Origin of the sequence: Mesorhizobium metallidurans STM 2683, from assembly GCF_000350085.1 — a bacterium.
GTDB lineage: Bacteria > Pseudomonadota > Alphaproteobacteria > Rhizobiales > Rhizobiaceae > Mesorhizobium > Mesorhizobium metallidurans.
On sequence record NZ_CAUM01000005.1, the window covers coordinates 1 to 23191 of the forward strand.

At 61.8% G+C, this 23191-nt stretch carries 13 protein-coding genes; 5 read left to right on the plus strand and 8 right to left on the minus strand.

Annotation, left to right across the window (positions count from 1 at the left end; genetic code table 11):
• The 5 genes from MESS2_RS30135 to MESS2_RS33180 form a co-directional block, all read right to left on the minus strand.
• A partial coding sequence (locus MESS2_RS30135) for a hypothetical protein (protein WP_157357568.1) occupies window positions 1-674 on the minus strand: 674 nt, incomplete at its 3' end.
• Entirely contained in the window at window positions 671-1117 is a 447-nt protein-coding gene (locus MESS2_RS00720; RefSeq protein WP_040591731.1) for a hypothetical protein, read from the minus strand. The genes MESS2_RS00720 and MESS2_RS30135, both read right to left, overlap by 4 nt.
• Before the next feature lie 403 nt (window positions 1118-1520).
• Window positions 1521-4991 carry an ATP-binding protein gene (locus MESS2_RS00725; RefSeq protein ID WP_008872099.1) on the minus strand — a complete coding sequence of 1157 codons (3471 nt, stop codon included), beginning with the start codon at window positions 4989-4991 and terminating at the stop codon, window positions 1521-1523.
• Complete coding sequence (locus MESS2_RS00730) at window positions 4988-6247, minus strand: metallophosphoesterase family protein (protein ID WP_008872100.1); 1260 nt, start codon at window positions 6245-6247, stop codon at window positions 4988-4990. Before MESS2_RS00730 ends, MESS2_RS00725 begins: the two co-directional genes overlap by 4 nt.
• 534 nt (window positions 6248-6781) lie before the next feature.
• Window positions 6782-7015 carry a hypothetical protein gene (locus tag MESS2_RS33180; protein ID WP_244439830.1) on the minus strand — a complete coding sequence of 78 codons (234 nt, stop codon included), beginning with the start codon at window positions 7013-7015 and terminating at the stop codon, window positions 6782-6784.
• On the opposite strand from MESS2_RS33180, the gene MESS2_RS00735 reads away from it, so the two are divergent.
• The 4 genes from MESS2_RS00735 to MESS2_RS00750 all read left to right on the plus strand — a co-directional run bounded on the left by MESS2_RS00735 (window position 7007) and on the right by MESS2_RS00750 (window position 17656).
• Window positions 7007-12565 carry a DUF3320 domain-containing protein gene (locus MESS2_RS00735; protein ID WP_244439832.1) on the plus strand — a complete coding sequence of 1853 codons (5559 nt, stop codon included), beginning with the start codon at window positions 7007-7009 and terminating at the stop codon, window positions 12563-12565. The genes MESS2_RS33180 and MESS2_RS00735 overlap by 9 nt on opposite strands.
• A gap of 136 nt (window positions 12566-12701) precedes the next feature.
• Window positions 12702-16664, plus strand: a complete 3963-nt coding sequence (locus tag MESS2_RS00740) for an AAA family ATPase (protein WP_008872103.1) — start codon at window positions 12702-12704, stop codon at window positions 16662-16664.
• Window positions 16665-16748: 84 nt separating this feature from the next.
• Window positions 16749-17135 (plus strand): hypothetical protein, encoded by a 387-nt coding sequence (locus MESS2_RS00745; protein WP_008872104.1) that lies wholly within the window; start codon window positions 16749-16751, stop codon window positions 17133-17135.
• Window positions 17132-17656 (plus strand): RES family NAD+ phosphorylase, encoded by a 525-nt coding sequence (locus MESS2_RS00750; protein ID WP_008872105.1) that lies wholly within the window; start codon window positions 17132-17134, stop codon window positions 17654-17656. Before MESS2_RS00745 ends, MESS2_RS00750 begins: the two co-directional genes overlap by 4 nt.
• Before the next feature lie 748 nt (window positions 17657-18404).
• On the opposite strand, the gene MESS2_RS00755 is transcribed toward MESS2_RS00750, so the two are convergent.
• Genes MESS2_RS00755 through MESS2_RS00765 form a run of 3 tightly spaced genes read right to left on the minus strand, consistent with a single transcriptional unit; the run spans window position 18405 to window position 22267 of the window.
• Complete coding sequence (locus tag MESS2_RS00755) at window positions 18405-19289, minus strand: alpha/beta hydrolase (RefSeq protein ID WP_040591733.1); 885 nt, start codon at window positions 19287-19289, stop codon at window positions 18405-18407.
• 19 nt (window positions 19290-19308) lie between these two features.
• Window positions 19309-21360 (minus strand): Fe(3+)-hydroxamate ABC transporter permease FhuB, encoded by a 2052-nt coding sequence (fhuB, locus tag MESS2_RS00760; protein WP_008872109.1) that lies wholly within the window; start codon window positions 21358-21360, stop codon window positions 19309-19311.
• The gene (locus MESS2_RS00765; protein ID WP_008872110.1) at window positions 21353-22267 is read right to left on the minus strand and encodes an ABC transporter substrate-binding protein; all 915 of its coding nucleotides are present in this window, start codon (window positions 22265-22267) and stop codon (window positions 21353-21355) included. Before MESS2_RS00765 ends, fhuB begins: the two co-directional genes overlap by 8 nt.
• 160 nt (window positions 22268-22427) lie before the next feature.
• Here MESS2_RS00765 and MESS2_RS00770 point away from each other — a divergent pair, with 160 nt between their 5' ends.
• Window positions 22428-22925: a TonB-dependent siderophore receptor gene (locus MESS2_RS00770; protein ID WP_008872111.1), complete on the plus strand. Its 498-nt coding sequence runs from the start codon at window positions 22428-22430 to the stop codon at window positions 22923-22925.
• The last annotated feature ends 266 nt before the right edge of the window (window positions 22926-23191 follow it).

A 23191-nucleotide genomic window follows, 5' to 3' on the forward strand; every position in this document is an offset into this window, starting at 1 on the left:
TGACGACTGTCCTTAGCAACATAGTTGCGGAAGACCTCTTTGAATTTCGCTTCAAGATCTACTGCCTGGGCCGCAGTCGGTGACGAAAGGTCGAACTCCCAACCGGCCCTGTGATAGGCGATCATCTTTGCCGCGGAATCGGAGGTAGTGTTGGTCACCAGCAAGCGATTTTGCTTGCTGAGTTCTTCGGCGAGTCCGAGATACGCTCGAGCCAAACCCAACTGCAAGGTGCTGGCGTAAAACTTGCATTCGGCCGCGATTAGGACCTTGCTAGCACGAGGATGCACCTTTTCGCTGCGACAGACGCGCGCTTCGTGTCGGTCGATCACGGCGACATCGCATTCGTGTAGGACGCCTGAGCGCCCCGACACCTTCACGCCGATATGCGCCTCGACCGGCTGGCAGCTTGGCAAGCTTATAATTGCGTGGGTGTATTTTCTCTTAGGGCTGAAGATATCGCCCGGCGAGGTCCGGAAAATCAGGTTGGTGGTAGTCTTTCCATCGTTCGCCTCGAAAACGACGGTGGCCCCTGCGGCACGGGCGGCACTCACGACGATCGCGAGCGTATAGCCTTCGAACACGTCGTTGGCGTCCGACGCCGCGGAGTAATTCATGCCATATGCTGGACTGAGGATCGCGGCGATCTGTCCGACGAGAGTCGATGCGGTCATCATGCGGCGGTTACTCCAGCTTTCTGGCGCATTTCCCGGAAGCGGTCGCGGGCTGTCTCCTGCTGTTGACCTGCGTTGCTGAGCAAGCTGTGGCCATCATCTCCTGCTCGTTCGGAAACGAATGTCACGCTCTCTGCTTCCAAGATCTTCAGCACACCGGTTGAGAACTGCGGGAGAGCCAATATGCGCTCGATGGCATCAAGAAAAAGATCTAGGCGCTCAGTGTTAGAAAAGGGCTGAGTCGTGACGAAATCCTGCATTTGCCGTCGGCCGCGTCGCTGACCAGCGACTTGATCATCGATGAACTCGCTGGCGTCAGCTTTTCTGATGACCGTCTTCCCGAGATTGATGCTTTCCTCAACTTGCTCTAGTACCCAATTTAATCCGGCCGCTCGAAGCACATCCGAGAGTCCGTCATAAGCACTCATCGCTTCTTCTTCATTCATCGCATTTCGCCCCAAGGCTGCTGTTGTGTCACGCCGCTAGAGCAGCCGCGCTGCTTACCTCTCCTCAAGGCGGGGGAGAGATCAAGTACCCGGAGGCCTTAGTACCAGTCTGTGTGTCACTATCTTACAAATTCAATGCCGCTTGTAAGCGAGCGGCAGCATCCGGGATCCGAGCGAGGCCCCAACGCGAATCAACAATGCCTGGTCCTGCCGAAATTGCCATGGGCATGACCCACTTGGATCACGGCTTTATCCCGGCGAAGGCGCTAGGGGCTCGCCGCCGAGACCTTGGAGGAATGACCGGTTTCGGGCGAAGCGCGTCGTCCGAATGATTGAGCCGCGAAGCCGCCGTTGGCAATGCGATTTGCCTCGCGAGAGCCGACCAGCAACACTGCCGCTTGAATTACCCGAGCTCGTGGATCGCGACGTTGGGAATGACCACCCTGGCAATGTCGCATAGGTGCTGGTGATGGGTGAGATAGATCACCTGGCCTACACTGGCCATCTCGCCGAATAGGCGGAAGACTTCCTCCGACCTGAGATGGTCGAAGGTCTCCATGATGTCGTCGGCGATGAACGGAACAGCGTGCCTGAGCTTGGCAAACTCATAATATCCGGCGAGCCGCAGAGCCAGATAGAGCTGGAAACGCGCGCCTTTCGACAGAGCGTCTGCGACCTTGGACTGGCCATCCCGCTGCGTCGCTATGAGGACCTCGCCGCCCTTTACCGGCTGGGTCGTCAAGCCTGTGTACTGGCCTCGCGTGATCAGTGCGAAGGCGTCGGATGCCTCGCTCATCATTCCAGAGCGGTGACGTTCGCGATAGACCCGAAGCGCGCTTGCCGCCGACATCACCCCAAGCTTCAATTCGATATAGCGGACGGCCTTTTCCTCGATTTCCAGAAGGACGGTGCGACGATCGGCATCGATCCGGGCAACTGCGCTGTCGCCGCCGATCGCATCGAGCTTGTCGGTCGCCCGGGTTCGCCGGACGAGTTGCTGTTGCAGTGATTCATCGAGGTCGGCGAGGCGCCGCTCGACTTCAGCCTTTTCAATTGCGAGCCCATCGACATCTTGGCCTTCCAGCAACGACTGCGCCTGGATGAAGTCGTTGCTGGCGAGCTCGATCGTGAGTCGTTCTTCAAGCTTGGCCACGGCACTCTGCAGGCCGTCTCGCTCGCGAAGCTGTTCATCGCGCTCCACGACCTCCGGCAGAGTCTTCACCCCAAAGGCATCAAGCACTTCCTGCTTTGTCGTCTCGTGTGCCGCGAATTCAGCGTTCAGTGCCTCTCGAACGTCCTGCAAATTGTGAACATCAAGGAGGAGATTTGCCCTCGCCTCACAGGCACGCTCGGCTTGCTCTAGACGCTCAGTCAGCCTGACGCTCACCTGTTCTGGCGCCTCGTCGCTTGGGCGCTCGCCGGCCTGCGCACCAAGGCGGGCCACCTCTTCAGCAAATGCAGTCCTATCCGCCTCCATCTTGCGGATGCGGATGCGCATGGACTCACGATCCTGCAGGGCCTTTGACAGTTCAGATAACTGATCGAGCACGCTGCCGAGCCCAGTCCCGACGATGCCTTCTTCGAGCCAAGTGCCCTTCAGCGTTTCCTTGACCTCGGCCTGCCATGCCTCCTCTCGCCGCTCGGCGATTTCAACAGCGAGCCGCCTGGCGGCCAGCTCCTCTTCCTTGGCGGCCACGCTCCTCAGCGCCTCCGCTTGTTCTGCATCGACCTTCGCCTGCCTGTCCAGAAACCGGTCAGCGGCGACCGCCATTACTTCCAGAGTCTCCCCGGCCTCCGAGGCTATTCCAACGCTTTGAAGAGCCGAGGCCAATCCGAGATGGATCCGCTCTCCTTCGGCTGTTTCGCGTTCGATCTTGACGCGTGCGAGCACGATGGCGTCCCAGGCGGCAAGCGCGTCGGCGCGGGCGGCAATGCGTTCATCGAGAAGTCCGATCAGCAGGTCGAGCGTCTGCTCCTGGCAATCCTCAAGCAAGGCTTTTGCCGTTTCCTTGACTTCAGCTGATGCCATTTCTGCGCGCTTTTCCACCCCGGCAAGTTGACAGCTGATGCGCTCTACGGCGGCTTCCGTCTCGGCCGCCTTCTGTTTGATAGCTCGAAGATCGGCCAGCTCGCCTGCACGAGACAAACGGGCCGCGCCAACATGATCGTCCCTGGCCAGTACTGTGGCAAAGACATCGGCCGTTTCGGCCCTAAGGTCCGCCCGGTGATTTCGCCAGGCCTCGTCTCTCTCACGTCGTGTGGCTGCGGCTGTGTCATCGTCGGCGAGATCGGCCGCGTCGCGGACAGCAGCCAGGCGTGACGAAGTAGATACTCGGTTTTGTTCATGCTCGGTCAGGCGCTCGGACAGGACTGCCTTGTCTTTTTGAAGGCTCGCGGCCAGTGTTTTCCACGCAGCCATCTGCGTCAGTGACGGAACCGATATCTTCGAAAGTGCGTCGGCATCGCCCGACCATGGCTGGAGGCGCCGCATCGCACCGGCCAGCCTTGTTTGCCGCTCGTCCTCCAAGGCGCGCGCCTCTGTGATCTCCCGTGTGTGACTACTGGCCTTCGCCTGCGACACGGCTGCTATCAGCCTGGCTCTTGCGGGCTCGGGCACGGCCCTCTCCTCGCCAACGCGACCTCGTGCAGCGTTGAGCCCGTCGAGCGCGGCAGCGGCTTCGTCGCGGGCCATCCGCAGGCTCGCCGTGATCCCGGAGCGTTGTTCGACCATGTTGCGAAGCGTGCCGACCACAAAGGCAGGTAGGATGAGCCGGGATGGATCCTGTTCGGCCGACTTTCCGAGCGCGGCGAGAGAGTTCGCCACCGTCTGGTCAAGCATCTGGACTTCCATTTTGCGGGTCGGCAGATCCATCCCCGCGGACGCATATCGCGCCTTGCGATCGGCGAGTCCTCGCACCTGTTCGGAGATCGCCAGCAAAGCTTCGTCGACAGCGATTGCTTCGATCTTTGCGTTCGCCCGATCGATTTCATCGGCATTCGCCTGGAGACGGGTTCTCAGCCGCGCGTCCGGATCGATCAATTCCGCGACGCTGCCACTCCAGGTCCTGGGAGGAGACGGGATGTCGGGCAGCTCAGCTAGTCTGCTCGCCTTGCGTTTGATTTCGGCCAGGAGCGGCGCGGCGCGCACATATCGGTCGATTGTTGCCAGTCGCGCCGACAACACCGAGCGTTCAGCGAGGCTGCGATCGTACTTGTCCTGGGCTTCCACCCGTTCCGCCTCGAGCGTCTCGAATGTCGAGGCCAAGGTGTCGATCTGCTCCTTGCGTGACCTGAGTTCCGCGAACCGCTTCTTCAGCAACGCGATTTCAGTGGTCTGGGCCTGTTTTCGGTGAAGTCCATCTGCCTCCGTCTCCAGTGCGGCCAAGACATCGCTCGCATGACCAAGCCCGGCGCTGGCGGTGAAAAGGAGCTTGCCGAGATCACCACGCGATTCAAGGATCGCCTTGCCCCCTGCTTCCAGCGTCTCGTCATCCAGTGAGAACATGCTGCTGTAGGCATCGCGGGACAATCCGGTGAGGTGAGCCGAAATGGCAATCTCGCTCAGTGGCCGACCTTCGGCATCGTGCAGCGAGTTGCTGCGACTCTTGGTGCGTGAAACGGCAAGCGTCTGCGCCTCAAATTCGAGCAGCCCGCCGATGCGCATGGAGCTATATTCGTGCAGGAAATTGTAGCGACTGCGCTCTTCGATGCCGAAGAGCAGGTCGAGATAGGCAGAAAGCGCGGTCGATTTGCCGGCTTCGTTCAAGCCAAACACTATATGCAGATCAGGCCCTGAACTCGGCTTGGGTCCGAAGTCAATCGCCTTGTCGGTGAACTTGCCGTAACGGGTGAGATCGAGCCGCCGCAATCTCATCGCGTGCCGCCTGCCTTGAGGCGAGCCGTGACCAGGTCGACGCCACGTGCAAGCACGTCATCGAGGAATGCCTCCAACGCCGCCTCGTCCTTTCCTGCGAAGTCTCGCGCATCCGGCGGCAGGTCCGCGATGGTCTTCAACACCAATTCCCTGGCGTCCGAACGGAATGCGTCCGATGTTGCGTTGGCGCGCATTGACTCGGCTAGCTCCAGGGTCGGATCCGCGACGTCTTCGGACTTCCCAGTTCCGGGAGCAGAGAGATTGAGTTCGACCTTCTCCACCCAGGTGTTGCCCACCTGCTCTGCCGCCTGTTCGGCCTCGGCAAGCACCAAATCCTTATCGCGGATCATCATCCATGACAGCGCGGAAGCGCCGACCAGGCCGAGGCGGGCGATGAGGTATTGCGATCTGGCGGCAGTCCGGGATTGTTCAAGCGCAGACCGGATGCGGCCGACGGCCTGGGGCAGTTCGGATGTTCCTGCCAGGTCGACACTCACGCGCTCGAACTGCGCAACGCTGGTCAGCCTCTCCTCAATGTCGACAGACCGATCGTCGTTTATGGTCGCCAGGGTGACCGATTTCTCACCAGCCTCATTGATGTCTCTGCCCTGAGGGATTCCAGGCATCACGAGCGTGCTTGCGCCGGGATAGACCTTGCGAACGTGAATATGGCCAAGGGCCCAATATTCAAAGCCGTGACCTTGCAGGTCGGCGACGCTGCAAGGCGCATAGACGTCGTGGCCGGGCGAGCCGGCCAAGCTGGTGTGCATGATGCCGATGTTCGCGGCGCTCTCTCGGGGGCCGGCATATTTGGGCTGCAGGCTTTCGGCCGCCTGGGGGCTGGCGAAGCTCAGTCCGTGAAGCACGACGTCCAGCCCGGCGCCCGACTGGATCACGGACTGCGTTCGGCCACTGAAAATCGTCACCGTGTCCGGCAGGACGAGCTGTTTAGAGATTCGAGACATGGCGTCGTGGTTGCCGCGGATCATGTAGACCCTGACACCGGCCTGGTGCAGACGCATCATTTGCGAGGCCAGGAAGCGCGCCGTCTTCATCGATGTCTGATCGCCATCGTAAAGATCGCCCGCAATGACAAGCGCATCGACCCGCTCCGCAAGACACAGGTCCACGATCGAGATGAAAGCCTGGCGGCTGGCATCTCCCACCAGTTCGGCGAGTTCGGGATTGCGCAACGCGAGCGTGCGCAGCGGTGAATCGAGATGGATGTCGGCTGTATGAACAAATCGAAATGCCATCTGGCGCGCTCTCCCGGCCCGAACAGACGTTCAGGCAACATTGCCCATCAAGTCAAATCGCTCAAAACGTCGCAGCGAGGCGGCGAAGGCGTCCCCATCCCGGTTAGCAAAGTGCGCCGGCGTTCGGCAACGGTATCTGTGAGTTGAGGCCTCGAAGTCAGGATAGGGTGTCCTGCGACCTTCTTGTGAGGGAGCATTGACAGGCCTGACCTCCCTGTTGCGAGCCTCAACTATCGCGTGGATAAGCGAAGGTTTTGTATTCATCCGTCAGCCAAGAGCCTTTTATATCCGCAAGAAATTGCTTAATCTCCACGCGGGGGTATGGGGTCAATGCAATCTGCAGATAGTTCAGAGTTAGTAACAAATGATAGTGTTGCCGGTAGGCCACCTGGCTCGACCATAGTTGCCGACGTCGCGTCCAGCTTCACTTATGCATCCTATCAGAATGCGATTCCGGTTATCCGGTCCATCCGCCTCGATAACGACACCGCTCGCAGTTTTGAGAATTGCCGGCTGGAGCTTACGTCGTCACCGTCATTCCTGCGGCCGAAGACCTGGACGGTAGACCGCCTCATCCCAGGCGACCGGCTCCAGCTGAGTGACCGCAAGGTAGAGCTTGACGCTGGATATCTCGCCGGCCTGAACGAGGCTGAGCGAGGTGAGATTACCTTGCGCCTGTCTGCGGCCGGTGAGGTCCTGGACGAAAAGCGAGTGACGGTGAGGCTGCTTGCGCGCGACGAGTGGGGTGGCGTCGCCGACATGGCGCAACTGCTTCCGGCGTTCGTGATGCCTAATGATCCCGGCGTTGCGCCGATCCTTAAGGCAGCGGCCGAACGGCTTGCCGCGCACGGGCATCCGAGTGGCCTCGACGGCTATCAATCGCAAAGCCCGCAACGGGCATACATGCTGGCTGCCGCAATTTATTCGGCGATGGCCGGCATGGGGCTGCATTATGCCGAGCCTCCCGCAAGCTTCGAGAGCCGTGGCCAGAAGGTCAGGCGCCCCACGACGATTGCCGAGGAGCGCCTCGCGACCTGCCTGGATACCTCGCTTCTCTTCGCAGCGGCCTTGGAGGCAGCCGGTCTCCATCCCGCCGTCCTGATGTTTGATGGACATGCGGCTGCGGGGGTCTGGCTGGCCAAGCGCACTTTTGCCAATGCGGTTGAGCAGGATCAGATGGAGGTCCGTAAGGCGCTGGCCTCGCGCGAATTCATTGCATTTGAGACCACAGGCGTCACGCACCGGCCTGCGCTGACGCTAGAAGCCGCGCAGAACGCGCTCAGTGTCCGGCTTGCGGAGGCGCAGGCACATACCTTCGTCGCAGCCATAGACGTGCGGCGATCACGCAGCGGCGGCATCACACCGCTCGCCTCGCACGAGCCGGTCCGACGCGATGTCGCCGACGAAGAGTCGGCAACTGCGGTTGCGGCTCTGCCACTTCCGGCGGCGCCAGCAATCGGCGAGATGCCGGCTGAGGCCGTTGAGATCAAGCCCACCACAGCGGCAGGGCGCATCGACCGCTGGCAAAAGAAGCTGCTCGACCTGACGCTCAGGAACCGGCTGCTTAATTTCCCCGATTCGAAGAAGACAATTCCCTTCCTGTGCACCGACGTCGCCTATCTGGAAGACAGGTTGGCGAACGGCGCCGCGGTCCGTCTTATTTCGCTGCCAGAGCAAAACCCTTTGGGAGAACGCGATGCGGAGCTTTATCGGGATGTCCACGGTCGCGATCTGCAACGCGGGTTCGCGGCTGAAGCGCTGCTCAGGGATGAGCTCGCCTCCACGTTGGATGCCCGCCAGCTTGAAGCGAGGCTGATCGACCTCTACCGGCAAGTGCGCAACGACTTCGCTGAGGGCGGAGCAAATACGCTGTTCCTCGCCGTCGGTTTCCTCCGCTGGAAGAAGAAACCGGAGGATGAGCGCAGCTACCGGGCGCCGCTGCTGCTGGTGCCGGTCCGGCTTGAGCGGCGTAGCGCAAGCTCGCGCTTTACGATCCGCTTCCATGAGGACGAGCCACACTTCAATGCCACACTTCTTCAGTTCCTGGAGCGGGATTTCGAACTTCGTCTTCCTCAATTTGCCGGTGACTTGCCGCTCGACGACAGCGGGATCGACGTGCCGCGGATCCTGTCCTCGATGCGACAGGCGGTGCGCGATGTTCCTGGCATGGAGGTGATCGACGAGACCGCGCTGTCGACATTTTCCTTCGCCAAGTTCCTGATGTGGAAGGATCTTGTCGAACGCACCGACGCGCTTCGTCAAAACAGGGTCGTTCGTCACCTCATCGATACGCCCCAGCAGGCGTTCGAGAGCTCAGGCGGACAGTCGGCCTTTCGCGATGAGGCAGAGCTCGATCATGCGTATGAACCTTCAAGCATCATAAGCCTGCTTCCCCTGGATTCCTCGCAAACATCGGCAAGCATGGCAGCGGCCGAGGGACGTGACTTCGTCATCGTCGGGCCGCCCGGGACCGGAAAGAGCCAGACGATAGCCAACATGATCGCCAACTGCCTTGGGGTCGGCAAAACAATCCTTTTCGTGGCCGAAAAGACTGCCGCGCTCGATGTAGTCTACCGCCGTTTGCGCGAACACGGACTTGGAAATCACTGTATTGAGCTGCATTCGAATAAGGCCGATCGCAGGCATTTTCTCACCCAGTTGAAGGCATCATGGGAGAATGGTGGCCGGGCGGACGCCTCACAGTGGATTGCCATTAATGAGCGGCTTCGCTCGCGCCGGGACGAGTTGAACGCCTATGTCGCGGCGCTTCACAAGCGCTACCAGAACGGTTGGACGCCCTATCTGGCATTGGGTATTGCACTCAAATCGAACGACCATCCGGCACCGGAGTTCACGTGGCAGACGCCGGACTCGCATGACGCACAAACGCTGCTGGCGCTGGAGGATCTGGCCGCGCAGGTCGGCCTGGTCTTCGCGTCGGTTGAACGTCGGCCGGAGTTGGACCTGATCGATGTTGGAGAATGGAGCAGCAATTGGCAACTGAGGTTGCTTGCTGTAGCGACGTCTCTGCACTCCGCCATCGGCCAGTTGACTGCATCGATACGGGACTATCAGTCCCGTCTAGGTCTTGCCCCCAGTGAGCCATTGTCGCATGCCGAAATCCAGTCGCTCGTGGGGTTGGCGCAGGTCATGGCCCAGGCCCGCAGTCGCGATATCTCGATAGCATATGACCGGGATTTCTCGACTTTCGCGGATGCGGTCATCGCCTTGGAGCGCTCGATCGAGGGATATCGAGAGACCGAGCGTAGGCTCTCCGCCACCTATGAGATTGCGACTGTCCGTGACCTCGATCTGGATGTCATGGATCGCCAATGGCGTGATGCTCAAGCGTCGTTCTGGCCAAGATCGGCGATCGGCAAAAGCAAGATCCAGAAACTGCTTCAAAGCCGAGCACAACGTGGCACCGCCGACCCCGGCAAGGAACTTCAGCTGCTCCGTCGGATGAGAGAGTTTCTGGCTGCGGTCGACCAAAGCCCGTTGGCAGGCAAGCCACTGCCGATCGAAGGTCTGGCAACGGACGTAAAGGCCATCGCCGGCACCCTCGATCTTGCTCGACGGCTTCGCGTATCACTTCGCATTCCTGGCCGCAGCCCGGACGAATTTCGGGCCGTCGTCCGTTCTGTCGCGCCAAGTCTGCGCGGCACCCTTGAAAACGACCAGCTGCGCGAGGCCGGCGATCAGCTGCTGGCGGCGGTCAAGGAACTTGAGGCCGCGCGCCTGGCATTCGGCGAGGTTTCGGCACGGGAGGTTGCCGATACTTCGGACGGTCCTGGCCTTGAAGCGCTTAGGGCAAAGCTGATTGCGCTAGCGGATGCTCGAAACCTGTTTCGCGATTGGGCAGCCTGGTGCCAGGTGAAAAGACAGGCGATCCAACACCATCTTGCGCCTCTTGTTGGGCAAATCGAGACGGGAACGATAGCCCCCGAACAAGCACGGCCGGCCTTTCGTTCGGGTTATGCCAGATGGTGGTTGCCGAAGGTTCTCGACGGCGATCCCGTATTGCGAAGCTTCCGCAGGTTCCAGCACGAGAACGCCATTACGGAATTTCGCGAGATCGACGACCTGGTGCGCACTCATGCGACCCAGCGGGTCGTCAGCGCGCTTGCCCATGGACTTGCGCCGGTACAGAGCGTCTCACGCAACTCCGAACTCGGCTTGCTGCGACATCAAATGGAGCTTCAGCGACCGAGCCAGTCCATCCGTGACATGATCGGCAAGATGCCGCAGAGTTTTGCCAAGCTTGCCCCGTGCATGCTGATGTCACCACTTTCCATTGCGCAATACCTTCCCCCGAACCAGGCTTTGTTCGACGTGGTGATTTTCGACGAAGCCTCGCAGATCACCACCTGGGATGCAGTCGGCGCCATAGCCAGAGCGCGGCAGACAATCATCGTGGGTGATCCCAAGCAACTGCCGCCGACCAACTTCTTCGGCCGCAACGAAGACGAAGAGGCGATTGCGGATCACGAGAAGGACCTGGAGAGCATTCTCGATGAAGCAAGGGCGTCCGGGATCCCGGTGCGCGACCTCAGATGGCACTATCGCAGCCGAAGTGAATCGCTGATCGCGTTCTCCAACTATCACTACTACCACAACCGCCTGGTCACGTTCCCCTCGCCTGCTGTCGATGACCGCGCGGTTCGCCTGCACCGGGTTCCTGATGGCGTCTATGACCGTGGCAAGAGCCGCACCAACAAGGTCGAGGCCATGGCGGTCGTGCGCGAAGCAGTCACCCGGATGATGGGCTGGCTTGCCCTGCCGGAGAACGGTCGCCCGACTTTGGGCATGATCACCTTTAATGCGCAACAGCAGTCACTGATCCTGGACCTGCTCGATGCCGCACGCCGAGACCATCCGGAACTCGAATGGTTTTTTGCCGAAGACCGGGTCGAGCCGACGATCGTGAAGAACCTGGAGAACGTCCAGGGCGACGAGAGAGACGTTATCCTGTTCTCGATTACATTCTACAAGGATGTCTCCGGGAGGCCGCCAGCGATGGACTTTGGGGCGTTGAACCGAGACGGTGGCGAGCGCCGCCTCAACGTCGCGGTAACACGCGCCCGCCAGGAACTGATCGTCTTCTCCGGTTTCACCGCGGACCAGATTGATCCATCGCGAAGCAAGGCGATCGCAGTCCAGCATCTGAAGACCTTTCTCGACTATGCCGAACGCGGCCCAATTGCATTGCCCGCCCAGGATCTTGGATCGGTGGGCGGCTTCGATTCCCCGTTCGAGGAAGCAGTCGCCGATCATCTTGAGCAGCGCGGCTGGACAGTCGTTCCGCAAGTCGGGATTTCCGACTTCCGGATTGATCTGGGAATTCGCCACCCGGATCTGACTGGGGCCTATCTCGCGGGCGTCGAGTGCGATGGAGCGACCTACCACCGATCGGCGACGGCAAGGGATCGCGACAAGGTTCGCGAGCAGGTTCTGACCGGGCTCGGCTGGACCATCCTTCGTGTCTGGTCGACGGATTGGTGGTTTGACGCAAAGAGCTGCGCGGATCGCCTTCACGCAAGCCTGGAGACCCTGCTTGAGGAAAGCCGGGCGCGTCATTCAAGCGAGCAGACGGGGGAGGTGACAACGCGTTGGGAAATGGGTCAGCAGCTCGGGCCGACAGGAGAACCGGAGGCCCAGACGCCGGCCCCAATCGAGGAGCCCCTGCCCCTCCCGACCACGTCCGAGGTTGAGCTGGTTTCGGCAAGTGTTGCCACAGCACCCGAGCCCTCGGGCTTTGCAGCATTTTCAACAATGGACGGCGGGCCAACCCAAAACCAGGGCGAGCAAAGACGTTATCGTGTCACGGATCTAACGGACTTTCGGCCGGACCCCGAGCAATTCTTCGAGTTTAGCTACGGCACCACGCTGCGGGGGATGATCGAAGTCGTCGTTGACATGGAGAGCCCGTTGCGCTCCGACGTTCTCGCCCAGCGCATTGCACGGGTTCACGGTTGGCTGCGCACGGGCGGCCGCATCCGCGAGAGGATCGACCTGCACCTGCGAAATCTGGATCGCACGCAGGAATCGAGCGGCGAATTCATTTGGAAAAAGGGCGGGCTCTCGGATCTCCTTCCCTATCGTCAGCCGGTCAACGAGGAAGCGCGACGTTCAATTGCCGACATACCGTTGGCCGAGCTTGCCTCGGTCGTGATCGACAATCCCGGACTTCTCGACATGCCCGATCCTGCACACGACATGGCCCATCTTCTTGGAGTTGAGCGCCTTGCCGCGGTATCGCGCGCGCGGCTGGACGAGGCGATCGCCAGGGCGAGACAGCTCTTAATCCAGATCGAATAGCGATCAGAAAAACGTTGTTATCATCGAATCGCGCTCTGAAAGCGCCCACGCGAAGTTCGGCACTGACCGGCCAGCGAGAGCTAGAGCAGGCTCAACCAGTGTTTCAAATATTGGAAAAGCGTTTGGGGATTCTGCTATGGCGGTAAATATCGCGGACCTGTCTCTGGATGAGGTTGTTCAGCATCTGGCGACAGGCGATGTTCTGCATGTATCTGGCGGCACCGAATTTTCACTTCCCCTGGAAGACAGTCGCACCTTGCTTGCCTTCTACAACCAGAATCGGCAGGCCTATTGGAACCCCGACAAGGACACCAATATCTTGGATGGCGAGATTGAACGCCTATTGGACGCGTTGGACAAACCCTCCAAGGTGACCGCTCCGGCGACACGGCCGGCTAGCCAACGACAACGCTGGCAGTTGGTAACGATTACGGCGCATCGTTTCCGCGGACTTCACCGCCATTGCGATGACAACGGGGCGGACCCGAAGCTCTTCACGCTTGATCTTTCCCGGCATGCCACACTCTTTCGCGGTTTCAACGGCGCGGGCAAAACTTCGCTGATCAGCGCCGTTTGCTGGTGCTTGACGGGTTATGGGCATCGCTCCCAGGGCCTTCCCTCTCCCTTGCACACGCCCATCACGGTTCAGATCGCCAGCGATGAGGACAGCGCCGCCCCCAACCCCTCGTTCGAGCTGCCGCCGATTGTGCCGATTCCCACGGAAAAGGAGCTGCTGGCTGTCGGCGGACAGCCGCAGGTGGATACGTGGGTGCGCCTGAAGTTCCGATCGTTGGTCGACGGAACCGAAGCCGAGGTCGAACGCCGCCTCGAGCGAGACGGCAAGAAGGCCTTCAGTGCGACCGCCAGTGGGCTGGACAAGCTCGGATTGTCGGATCTGGCGCTCCAGGTCGGCACGTTGATGCCCGGGATAGCCGCGGCGACCCGTTTCGATGACAAGACGACGCTGTCGCAGGCGGTGTCGGCCCTGACCGGGTTGCGGCCATTGGCCCATTTTGGAACCCGAAGCGGTCGCCTCCACGAGCGTTTGACAGGGAAATATCCCAAGCAAGCCACCGAGGATAAAGAGCGGTGCGAGGGCGACGCCGCCAAGCAGGTGACCACGCTGACGGATCTTCTCAAAGATGGCGAGGAACTGCCGGACCTGAACTGCGTCGCCGCCCCCAAAGATACCGCTCCGGATGAGTGGAAGGACGGTCTCAAGCGAGCCGAGGAAATTCTGAAGGCGGCCGAGGATCAGGCTGCTGCAGATGCCCGATTGATTCTTGGAACCCTGCCGCCACTCACGAATGACAACGAAATCAAGCGCTTTGACGGAGCTGTCAAGGCGGCGGAGAATTGCTTCAGCAACGCCGCGCTCAAGGGCCTGCCCTCGATGCAGCTCGCGCAGAGGCTTGGCGAGCTGAGCGAGGAGGATCTGAGGGACGCCGAGACCGTACTACTGGACATCGAACGCGAGGCGGCGGCTCTCGTGGCGCAGCTTTCACACGCGGATCGCGCCGATCGGGTTCGCCTCTATGGCCTGGTGGCGAGGTGGCACGATGCGGCTCATCCGGGTCGTGCATTCGTCGCCTGCCCCGTTTGCGAGCGCGGCCTCCTGCAGCCCGGCGCGATTCCCACCGACGCCCTGCTAGACAAGTCGGTGGCACAGGCGTTGGAGGACGCGCGCAAGGCCGACGCCGCGATGTTGAAGACAGCGGCAGAGTGGGAGCGCGACACGAAGAAGGGTCTACGCGATCGCCTACCCGAGAAGCTGCGCCGGTTCGTCGACGACGACGTCCCTGATGATCTGGCGTCAGTATACGGCGCAGCCCTGTCGAAGGAGGTCTTCCAGCTTGCCGATTTTCCGCAGCCTCTGAAGCCAATGGCAATAGCCGTCGCCTCCCTTTGCGCTGCGGCCTGGAAGGACGCCCCCGAGCGCGAGCCGCTGCCAGGCGTCGATCTGCCGTCCGAGATTCCCGACAATGAGAACCTGCGCGCCGCGATGCGCAGCGTGCGACGGGCAATGGCGCTTTCCCGCTATCGCATCGCGCGTGCCGAGTTCGCGCAAGGCGCTGTCCTCAAAGTGGTGCGGACCGAAGCGGATGAAACGGCGCTTGCAGCCAACGAGCGGACCATCCGCGGGCAAGTCGGTATCCTGAAGGCTTACCTCGATGCGGCCACCGATTTCGCCGGCATTCGCCGCCAGTTAGGCCAGATCAAGGATACTTGCGAGAGGTGGGCCAAGGCTCGGGCGCGGATCGAGAAGCTAACGCGGGCGGCCAAAGCGGTCGAGCCGTTCAAGAGTTTCCCGGAACTCGTACATAATCAGGTCGCCGGCCTGATCACGGATCTTCAGGCGAAGGCGACCTCTTGGTCCCAACGTATGTACAGGGCCCATTTCGTCCAGGCGCCGGAATATGCGGGATTGGACGCCGCCAAGAGCGACGGCTTCACGTTCCTCGCGGCCCATGGCAAGCACCTGGTCGAGGCTCATTATGTGATGAACGCCTCGGCCCTGCGGGCCTTCCTCTCCGCCTTCGTCCTGGCGCTCTGGCAGCAGGTCTGGTCCCGGTCGGGCGGCATTTCCGCCATGCTCATGGACGACCCGCAGGATCTGCTCGATCCCGGGAACGTCGCCAATCTTGCCGCCACAGTGCCAGCGATGATCGCTGAGGGAATAAATCCGATCATCGTCAGCAATGATTTCGGATTTATTCCCACAATCGAGGCATTTGTGGCCGCCGACAAGCGCGTGGTGGGGCAGGCTCGGACTGAAACCTGGGAATTCTCCGCTATCTCAACCTCGAAGTGCACGGTGAGCCTTGCCCCGGTGGCCGACGAGGTCCGTGTTCGGTGCGAGCACTGGCAAAAGACGGACCCGAACAACACCGGGCTCGCCCGCGAATTCGTCTATCCTGTTCGCGTGCGTATCGAGATCAAGCTGTGGGATCTGCTTGCATCGGATCCAGCTGTTCTGCATGACCCGACAATGGGCGATCTGCTCGGCAAGATAGCTAACGCTCGCAACCGCGGCGAACCACCGTTCAACGAAGAACCGTTCCGCCGGCTGCTTGATCTGCCATCACTCAAACCAGGTGCCTCTTTTAGAGAGGTCATCAACAAGGCGCACCACGGGCGGGCCGATCAGATCACGCCAGTCGAGGCTGAGATCGTCAGGCAGGGGTACGAGGACGTCTTCTCGGCAATCGACGCATGCTGGCTCGCCTATGCAAGGTTCATGGGCAGGTTGCCGCCAGAGGAGGCTGTGGCGGAAGCCCAGAAAGCTACTCCGGATATTAAGCTCGTCGCGCTGCGCAGCACGCCAATCTCTGTCGTCGGCCGATTGGCCGCCCGCGCGGCCGGTGCCCCGCTCACGACGATCGACCAGGCGATGGAGCGATTAGACCTGGCGTCACTCGGTGACGTGTCACTATTCACCCTGAGGGCTCCGACGCTGGGCCTGGTCGCATTCCCGGGCCAGACCCTCATCGTATCTGCAACGGCCGAGGTGAAGAATGGTGACTTCGCGGTCGTTCGCACCCCCGGCAAGACGTACGCGAGGAGAATCGGGCTCGACAAATCGGATCGCTCGCGGATCGCGCTGGAGACTATGCCATCGACAAACCCGCGCTCCCCGCCGACTCACTTCATTCAGCGCAGCAGCGCACACCTGAGCAAAGTAATCGGGGTGCTGTTCGATGAAACCACGCTTGCGAAGTCACAGGACGAGGCCGTCGAGGCCGATCGCTCGCCGATTCTTGAGCAGGTAGTCGCTGCTGCAGGCGTTGTGGGCGATAGCGCTTTTCCCGTCGCGCTGGACGCGGGTTATGTCCTCCTAGGAGCCGCTCCGGACCTGGCGCTACTCGACGGGCGCATCTTGGCAGTCGTTACCAGAGCCGACGAGTTTTCGACCGAGCACTTTGCCTATCTCAAGCGGCTCGGAAAGGTGATGCCCGGTTCGCAGACGATCTATTATCTTGAGAATGTTGGTCAGGCTGGTGAGGGGGAATTCGTGCAGTTTCCGGTCAGTGGAGTATCGCCGAGCGCCGGCGTTCCGGTTGTCGAACAGACTTGGAAGGTTCTCGGGACGCTTTTTTAGTTATACGCCGCCGACGCACCGAAACGTCTGGGCACTTGCTGTGTGTTGAAATGTGCGTATATTGTGCGTATGAGAGGTTTTGTCATGACCCACGCACAGCTCGCACATTCCAGGGTGGTCTCAGGCTTTGTCGATAGCCTGCAGGAGCCGCGCACGCCCTATATCTCGCCGAAGCGCCTGTCGCGGGCGCTGGGCGTGAAGGTTGCCAACCTGGCGCAGTTGACCGGCGTCCACCGCAACACGCTCCGCAATCCCTCATCTGAGCGCCTGCAGGGCCGGATGCGCGAGATGGTGAAGGTGATCTCGGCCGCGACGGAGCTCACCGGCGACGTCGACAAGGCAATCTACTGGTATCGCAATGAGCCGATCGCCGACTATGGTCATCGCACGGCGGCCGAACTTGTTGCGGACGGCCAGGTCGAAGCAGTCCTGGCCTTCATCCGGGATCTCGAGAACGGGGCGCGCGGGTGAAGGTCACCCGCGTCGGGCCGGACGAGATCTTCCATCGCTATCTGACACCCAAATGGGCCTTCCAGCCCACCAGTGGTGCAGGCGCGGCGATCGACGGCGGTCGTTTCAACCGGCCAGGCGTCGAAGCACTTTATCTGTCCCGTTCGACCCAGACGGCTCTTGATGAATACAAGCAGGGCGCCAGCATCGTCCCGCCGGCAACGCTTGCCGCCTACAAGATCACGCTCGGCCAAGTGGCCGACCTTTCGCAGGGATTCGACCCGGACATCTGGGACGGCGCCTGGCAGGAGTGGGATTGTGTCTGGCGCCAGGTCGCTCGCATCGATAAGAAAATCCCGCCGTCGTGGAAGCTCGCGGACCTGATCATCACGGCCGGGCTTCGCGGCATCCTGTTCCCGTCGCTGCGTCACGCCGGTGGCACCAACCTGGTGATCTTTCCGGCCAATCTTGTCGACGGCGATCATGTCGCGGTTCACGATCCCGATAACCGGCTGCCGCACGACCAGTCGTCCTGGTCCTGAGTCATCGACTGTCTCTGTGGTCGCAACGCGACAACGCCCGCTCACGACGATCGAGAGGACTTATCTGGACCAAACTCGAGTAACGACAGCAATGGGCTTTTGAGATAAGGTTGGGACGCGATGGCATTGAGCGAATAGAGCGATATCCGGGAACCGAAACAATCCACAGAAATATTTTGTTGGTATTTTTGTTGGCTAGTCCTGCTATAGCGTGAGTCCTAACCATTTGGAAACAGAGAGAGTTTTCCATCGTTTGGATTCCGCCTCTGGCACCATCTCATCTTGGTCCATTCTCGAGCAAAAACGGCGGCTTAAGCTTCCGCCAATTGTCCAGGGCTCGCCCCCCGCTTCCCCGCAAGGCTGCCGGAATACAATAAATTTTTTCCTGCGCGAAACGTTTGGCTTAGTTGCCTCGTATTTATCTGGAGGGAGTCCAGATGGTGATTTTAAGCTGGCTTGGCGTGCTGACAATTTTGTATGCCGTGACTATCGTCCCGCTGCCGTCGACGAATGAGCTGGCGCGTGCGCCCGTTCCAAAGGACAGACATCTCCAGCGATTTGGAATTCTCCTTGCGCTGGGTAACGGGATTTTGCTTTTTCGGCCTTTTTGGCGCGGAAGGATTGTAGGCTGGCCGACCAGCAAGCGCAGGCTGTAGGGCAGCTTTGCGCGAGGCGAAGAACGGCTTGCAGGCCTCGGCAGGAGCTTGCCACCATAACCCACTCCAAATCGAGCAGCGTCAGTGGCTGGTCAGGTCGAGACGCGCGCCGCAAACGCCGCCTGCACCGCGCGGTTGACCGTGACCGGCAGGATCGACATGTGGTTTTCGCCGGCATGAAGTTCGAAGCCGGCGCTCAGGCCCGGGGTGGCGTCGAGGCGCTCGGCCATCAGGCGCGCGAATTCGTCGGTGCGCGTCACCTTTTTCTGCTCAAGGCGTTTTGCCTCGTCCGCAGCACCTATCTGGAAGGGCGCCAGCTTCTGGGTCTCGTATTCGCCGGCCGACAGGATCACCTGCGCTTTCAGCCCCTCCGGCACGGCAGCTTCGAAGCGCTGGAGAAAGCGGTCGATGGCGCGATCCTCCCAGTAGATGGCGGGGCTCGCCGCAACCCAGGTCTGGAAGGCGAGCGGGCGCGCGAACAGGGTGTAGAGCGCGAACAGGCCGCCGAAGGAGTGGCCGTACAGCGATTGCCGGCCGGTGTCGATCCTGGCGTGGCCCGCCACAAATGGCTTCAGCTCATCCTCGATGAAGGTGAGGAATTTTTCCGCCCCGCCGGTCCTGACCTCGGGGCCGCCATCATGAAAGGGCGGGTAGGTCTTGCCGGGCGGCGGGCCGAGATCCCATGAACGCCTGAGCGAATCGTAGGCGCCTGCCACGGGATAGCCGATGGCGACGATGACGCCGTCCTCGACATTGGTGCCGAGCGGATAGCCCGCTTGCGCGCGCATGGCATCGACGGCGGTGCCGATCACCGCGTTGCCGTCGGTCATGTAGAGAACCGGCCAGCCGGCCTCCGGCGCCGGCTTTGCCGGCACGTGGAGGAAAATCCGCCAAGGGTCGCCACCATGCGCCGGGACGAGGTCGTGGACCGTGGTGTCGGCGATCAGAGCGGGCGTCGAGGGTTTGGACATCGGCATTTCCTGCAAAATGAAGGGGTCAGCGGCGGCGCAGCAGCCACATCAGCACCGGGCCGCCGATCAGCGTGGCGACGAGCCCGGCGGGGATCTGGCGCGGGAAGATGGCGGTACGGCCGATCCAGTCGGCGGCGACCATGATCAGCGCTCCGGCCAGCACGGCGCCGGCCGCCTGCGGCCACGCACGGGCGAGACCGAGGCGCCGGGCAAGATGCGGCGCCATCAGGCCGATGAAGGTCAGCGGCCCGACGATCAAGGTCGATGCGGCGGTGAGCGCAGCGACCATCAGCAGCACAAGCAGCCGGGTTTTGGCCACATCCATGCCAAGGGCCTGTACCGCCGACGGGCCAAGCGGCAGCACATCCAGCCAGCGCATAAAGAGCGGAGCGAGGATGAGCAGGACAATGGCGATGGCGCCGGTCAGAAGGGCAGCGTTCGCATCGACGCCATAGGTCGAGCCGGTGAGCCAATTGAGAAGCAGCATGGCGCGCGGGTCGCCGGTGGCGGTCAGCACCAGGATCAGCGCGTCGAACAGCGCCGTCAGAGCCACGCCGGCCAGAAGCAGGCGTTCCGGCGCATAGGCGGCGCGGCGTCCGATTGCCAGCGAAACGAGCAGCGCGGCGAAAGCGCCGACGGTTGCCGCCGCGGTCTGGACCGGACGGCCCGCGTCGGACAGGGAAAACAGCGCCACCATCATGCCGAGCGCCGCACCGGCGCTGATGCCCAGCACCTCGGGGCTTGCCATCGGATTGCCGGTCAGCCGCTGCATCATCAGCCCGGCAAGCGCCAGCATGGCGCCGGCGGCGAACGCAGCCGACACCCGGGGCCACCGCCATGACAGCAGAGGCTGTAATTGATCGCCGACGGCGACTGTCCAGCCATGCGGCCCTGGCCCGCAAAGCAAGGCAAGTCCGAGCAGCAGAAGCAGGGACAGACCGAGCGCTGCCAGCACGAGGCCAGGCCGGCCTGTTCTGGGCAGGCGTTCGGTGGTGAGCGCCGGGATCTCCAGGCCGAGAGCAAGGCGGGGCAGCAGCCAGAGCAGCAGCGGGGCACCGAGAAGCGCGGTGATCGCGCCGGTGGGCAAAAGGTCGCCCTGCGGCCCGGTCGCCATTTGCACCGCCTGGTCGGCAGCCCACAGAAGGGCTGCCCCGATCAGCGGCGCCATGACCAGCCTCTGGCTAAGTCGGCGCGCGCCGCCGATGCGGGCAAGAGAAGCGGCCGCCAGGCCGACGAAGCCGACCACGCCAACGGCGGCGACGACGAAGGCGGTGAGCGCGACGGCCGCCCCAAGCCCGGCAAAACGGTAGACACCGAGGGGCACGCCAAGGCTGCGCGCGCCTTCGTCGTCAAGGCCAAGCAAGGTCAGTGGCCGCACCATCAGGCCGATCGCCAGCGCAGCGGCGCCGATGCGCGGCAACAGCCAAAGCGTCGTCGTCCAACCCTGCTGGCCGAGCGAACCGGCGCCCCAGATGAACAGGCTGGCCAGCCATTCGTGCCGCAGTACGACCAGAGCCGCGCCGATGGCGCCTGCATAGAGGCTGACGACCAGTCCCGCCAGCACGACGGAAAGCGGCGACAGCCCCCTGTGCCAGGACAGGACAAAGACTCCAGCAATAGCGATGAAGGCACCCGCAAGCGCTGCCCATTCGCGGCCAAAGGCGAGCAATGAGGGCGCCAGAAGTGTCGCCAGGGCCAGCGCCAGATAGGCACCGGCCGAAACGCCCACCGTTTCCGGTGAGGCCAGCGGGTTGCGCAAGACTTGCTGGAGGACGGTTCCAGCAAGGCCGAGTGCCGCACCACACAAAAGGCTGACGGCCAGCCGGGGCAGGAAGGCATAGTGGACGAGCACCTGCCGCATGTCCTCGATGTCGGGAGCGACGAGCGATTGGAGCCAGAGCGCCGACGGCAGTTGCACAGCGAGATTGGAGACGGTTGCCGCAATAGCGGCAGCCGAGAGCACCAGGCAGAGCAGGATCACGCCCACCGGCCGTTTGGTGAAACTTCCATGCGGCAAGGCCTGGCCAGCCGGGGCGAGTGTGCCGTCTCGTAACGTCGTCGCCGTCTCCTCAGCCACGGGCAGCTTCCGCCGTCATCGCCTTGGCCAGGACCCGCGCGAAACGACTGGCGGACGGAAGCGCTCCGAACATCAGGACGGCGGGAAGACGCATGATCGACCGGTTGCGCACGAAGGGCATCGCATTCCAGACCGGGCTTTCGGTCAGCGTACCGCCGGCGCCCTCAGGCAAGGGTTCGAGATAGGCGAGGCGCGCGTCGCTCGCTGTCGCCAATCCGTCGATGCCAACGGTCGAAAAGCCCCAATAATTGGTTTCCCCTGTCCAGGCGTTGCGGAGCCCGATGCGGTCGAACACCTCCTGAAACAGGCTTTTCCTGCCATAGACGCGCACATTGCGCGGATCCATGAAATGGACGACATAGATCGGCCGCGCCGCAAGCGGCGCCAATTCCTGGCGGATCCCCTGGAAAGACGCCTCCGTCGCTGCGATCAGCGCCTCGCCCTCCGCCTCTTTGCCGACAAGCCGGGCGACCTGCCGCGTCGCCTCGGTGGCGCGTCGAAGAGGCTGCCCTTCCTCGGTGTAGATACCGATCGTCGTCACCGGCGCGACGCGTTCGAGCAGCGGCTTGATACCGTCGAGATACGGAATGGCAAGGATGATGTCGGGTCTGAGCTGCTGCAGGAATTCGAGATTGGGTTCCAGCAGCGTGCCGACATCGGCGACCTCCGCCGGCAGCGGCGGCTCGACCACCCATTTTTCCCAGACCTCGCGATCGGCGATGGCGACCGGCCTTACCCCGAGCATCAGCAAGGTCTCGGTCAGCCCGTCGTCCAGGGAGACGATGCGCAGCGGTTTCGCCTCGACCAGCGAGGTGCCGGCAAAGGGCAAAATGAAAAGCCCGAACGCCGCGCGCCGGGTCATCCGGCTGCGGGTGCGGAAGGCCGTCTGAGTCTGGCTGTCGGGCACGGTCTTCGGTCTCTCTCCAACTTCGTACGTGTTTCCAGAAACTGGCGGATGGCGGCCTGTGCCCGGTTGACTATGAAACCTGACTTTACTAGTCAACATTGAAGTGGACTAAAAAAGTCAACAATTTGTCGCGCCGGCCGCAACGGCCTGCCTCTCGACGTTGCTTTGCGCATCGGCCTTCGCGCAGGAAACCGCGACCGAGCCCAGCCCCATTGAGGTACGCCATCGCGGCCTGGAGATCGAAGCCAATGCCGATCTCGCTTCCGGCCTGAGCATGACCGCTGCCTACACCTATCTCGACGCCGAGATAGTCAGGGACGATCCCTTGGTCATCGGCAACCGCCCGTCGCTGGTGCCGGAACACCAGGCCTCGCTGTGGGCCAATTACGAGATCGGCCACGGCATGCTCGAGGGCTTGAGCGTCGGCGCCGGCGTGCGCTATATCGGCGCAAGCTTCGGCGACAACGCGAACACGGTGAACGTGCCCGGCTATACGCTGGTTGATGCCGCGCTGCGGTACAAGAAGAACGGCTGGCAGGCCGCGCTCAACGTCTCCAACCTGTTCGACAAGACCTATTATTCGACCTGCTATCCCGGTTCCGGCTGCATCTATGGCGAAGGCCGTGTCATCAAAGGCAGCCTCAGCATGAAATTCTAGACGCAATCCGGCTCGGGAGCGGCGGACCTGTCGATTCGTACCGCCGCTCCAGCTTTTTGTCCGGGCATCGGATTTCCCCAAACCGGCACCCACTTTTGGATCTGACGCTTTGGCATCATTTTTCCTCCACGAACGCATTGCATGTTGAGCCGGCGATTCAGCCGGACAGATCGCCTGTCGCGGCAGGACGATCAGGGCACCGATCCCAAAAAACTGGTGGCAAGCCGCCACCAGAAGGTGTTGAAGACGGTGCCGATCGCATTCAG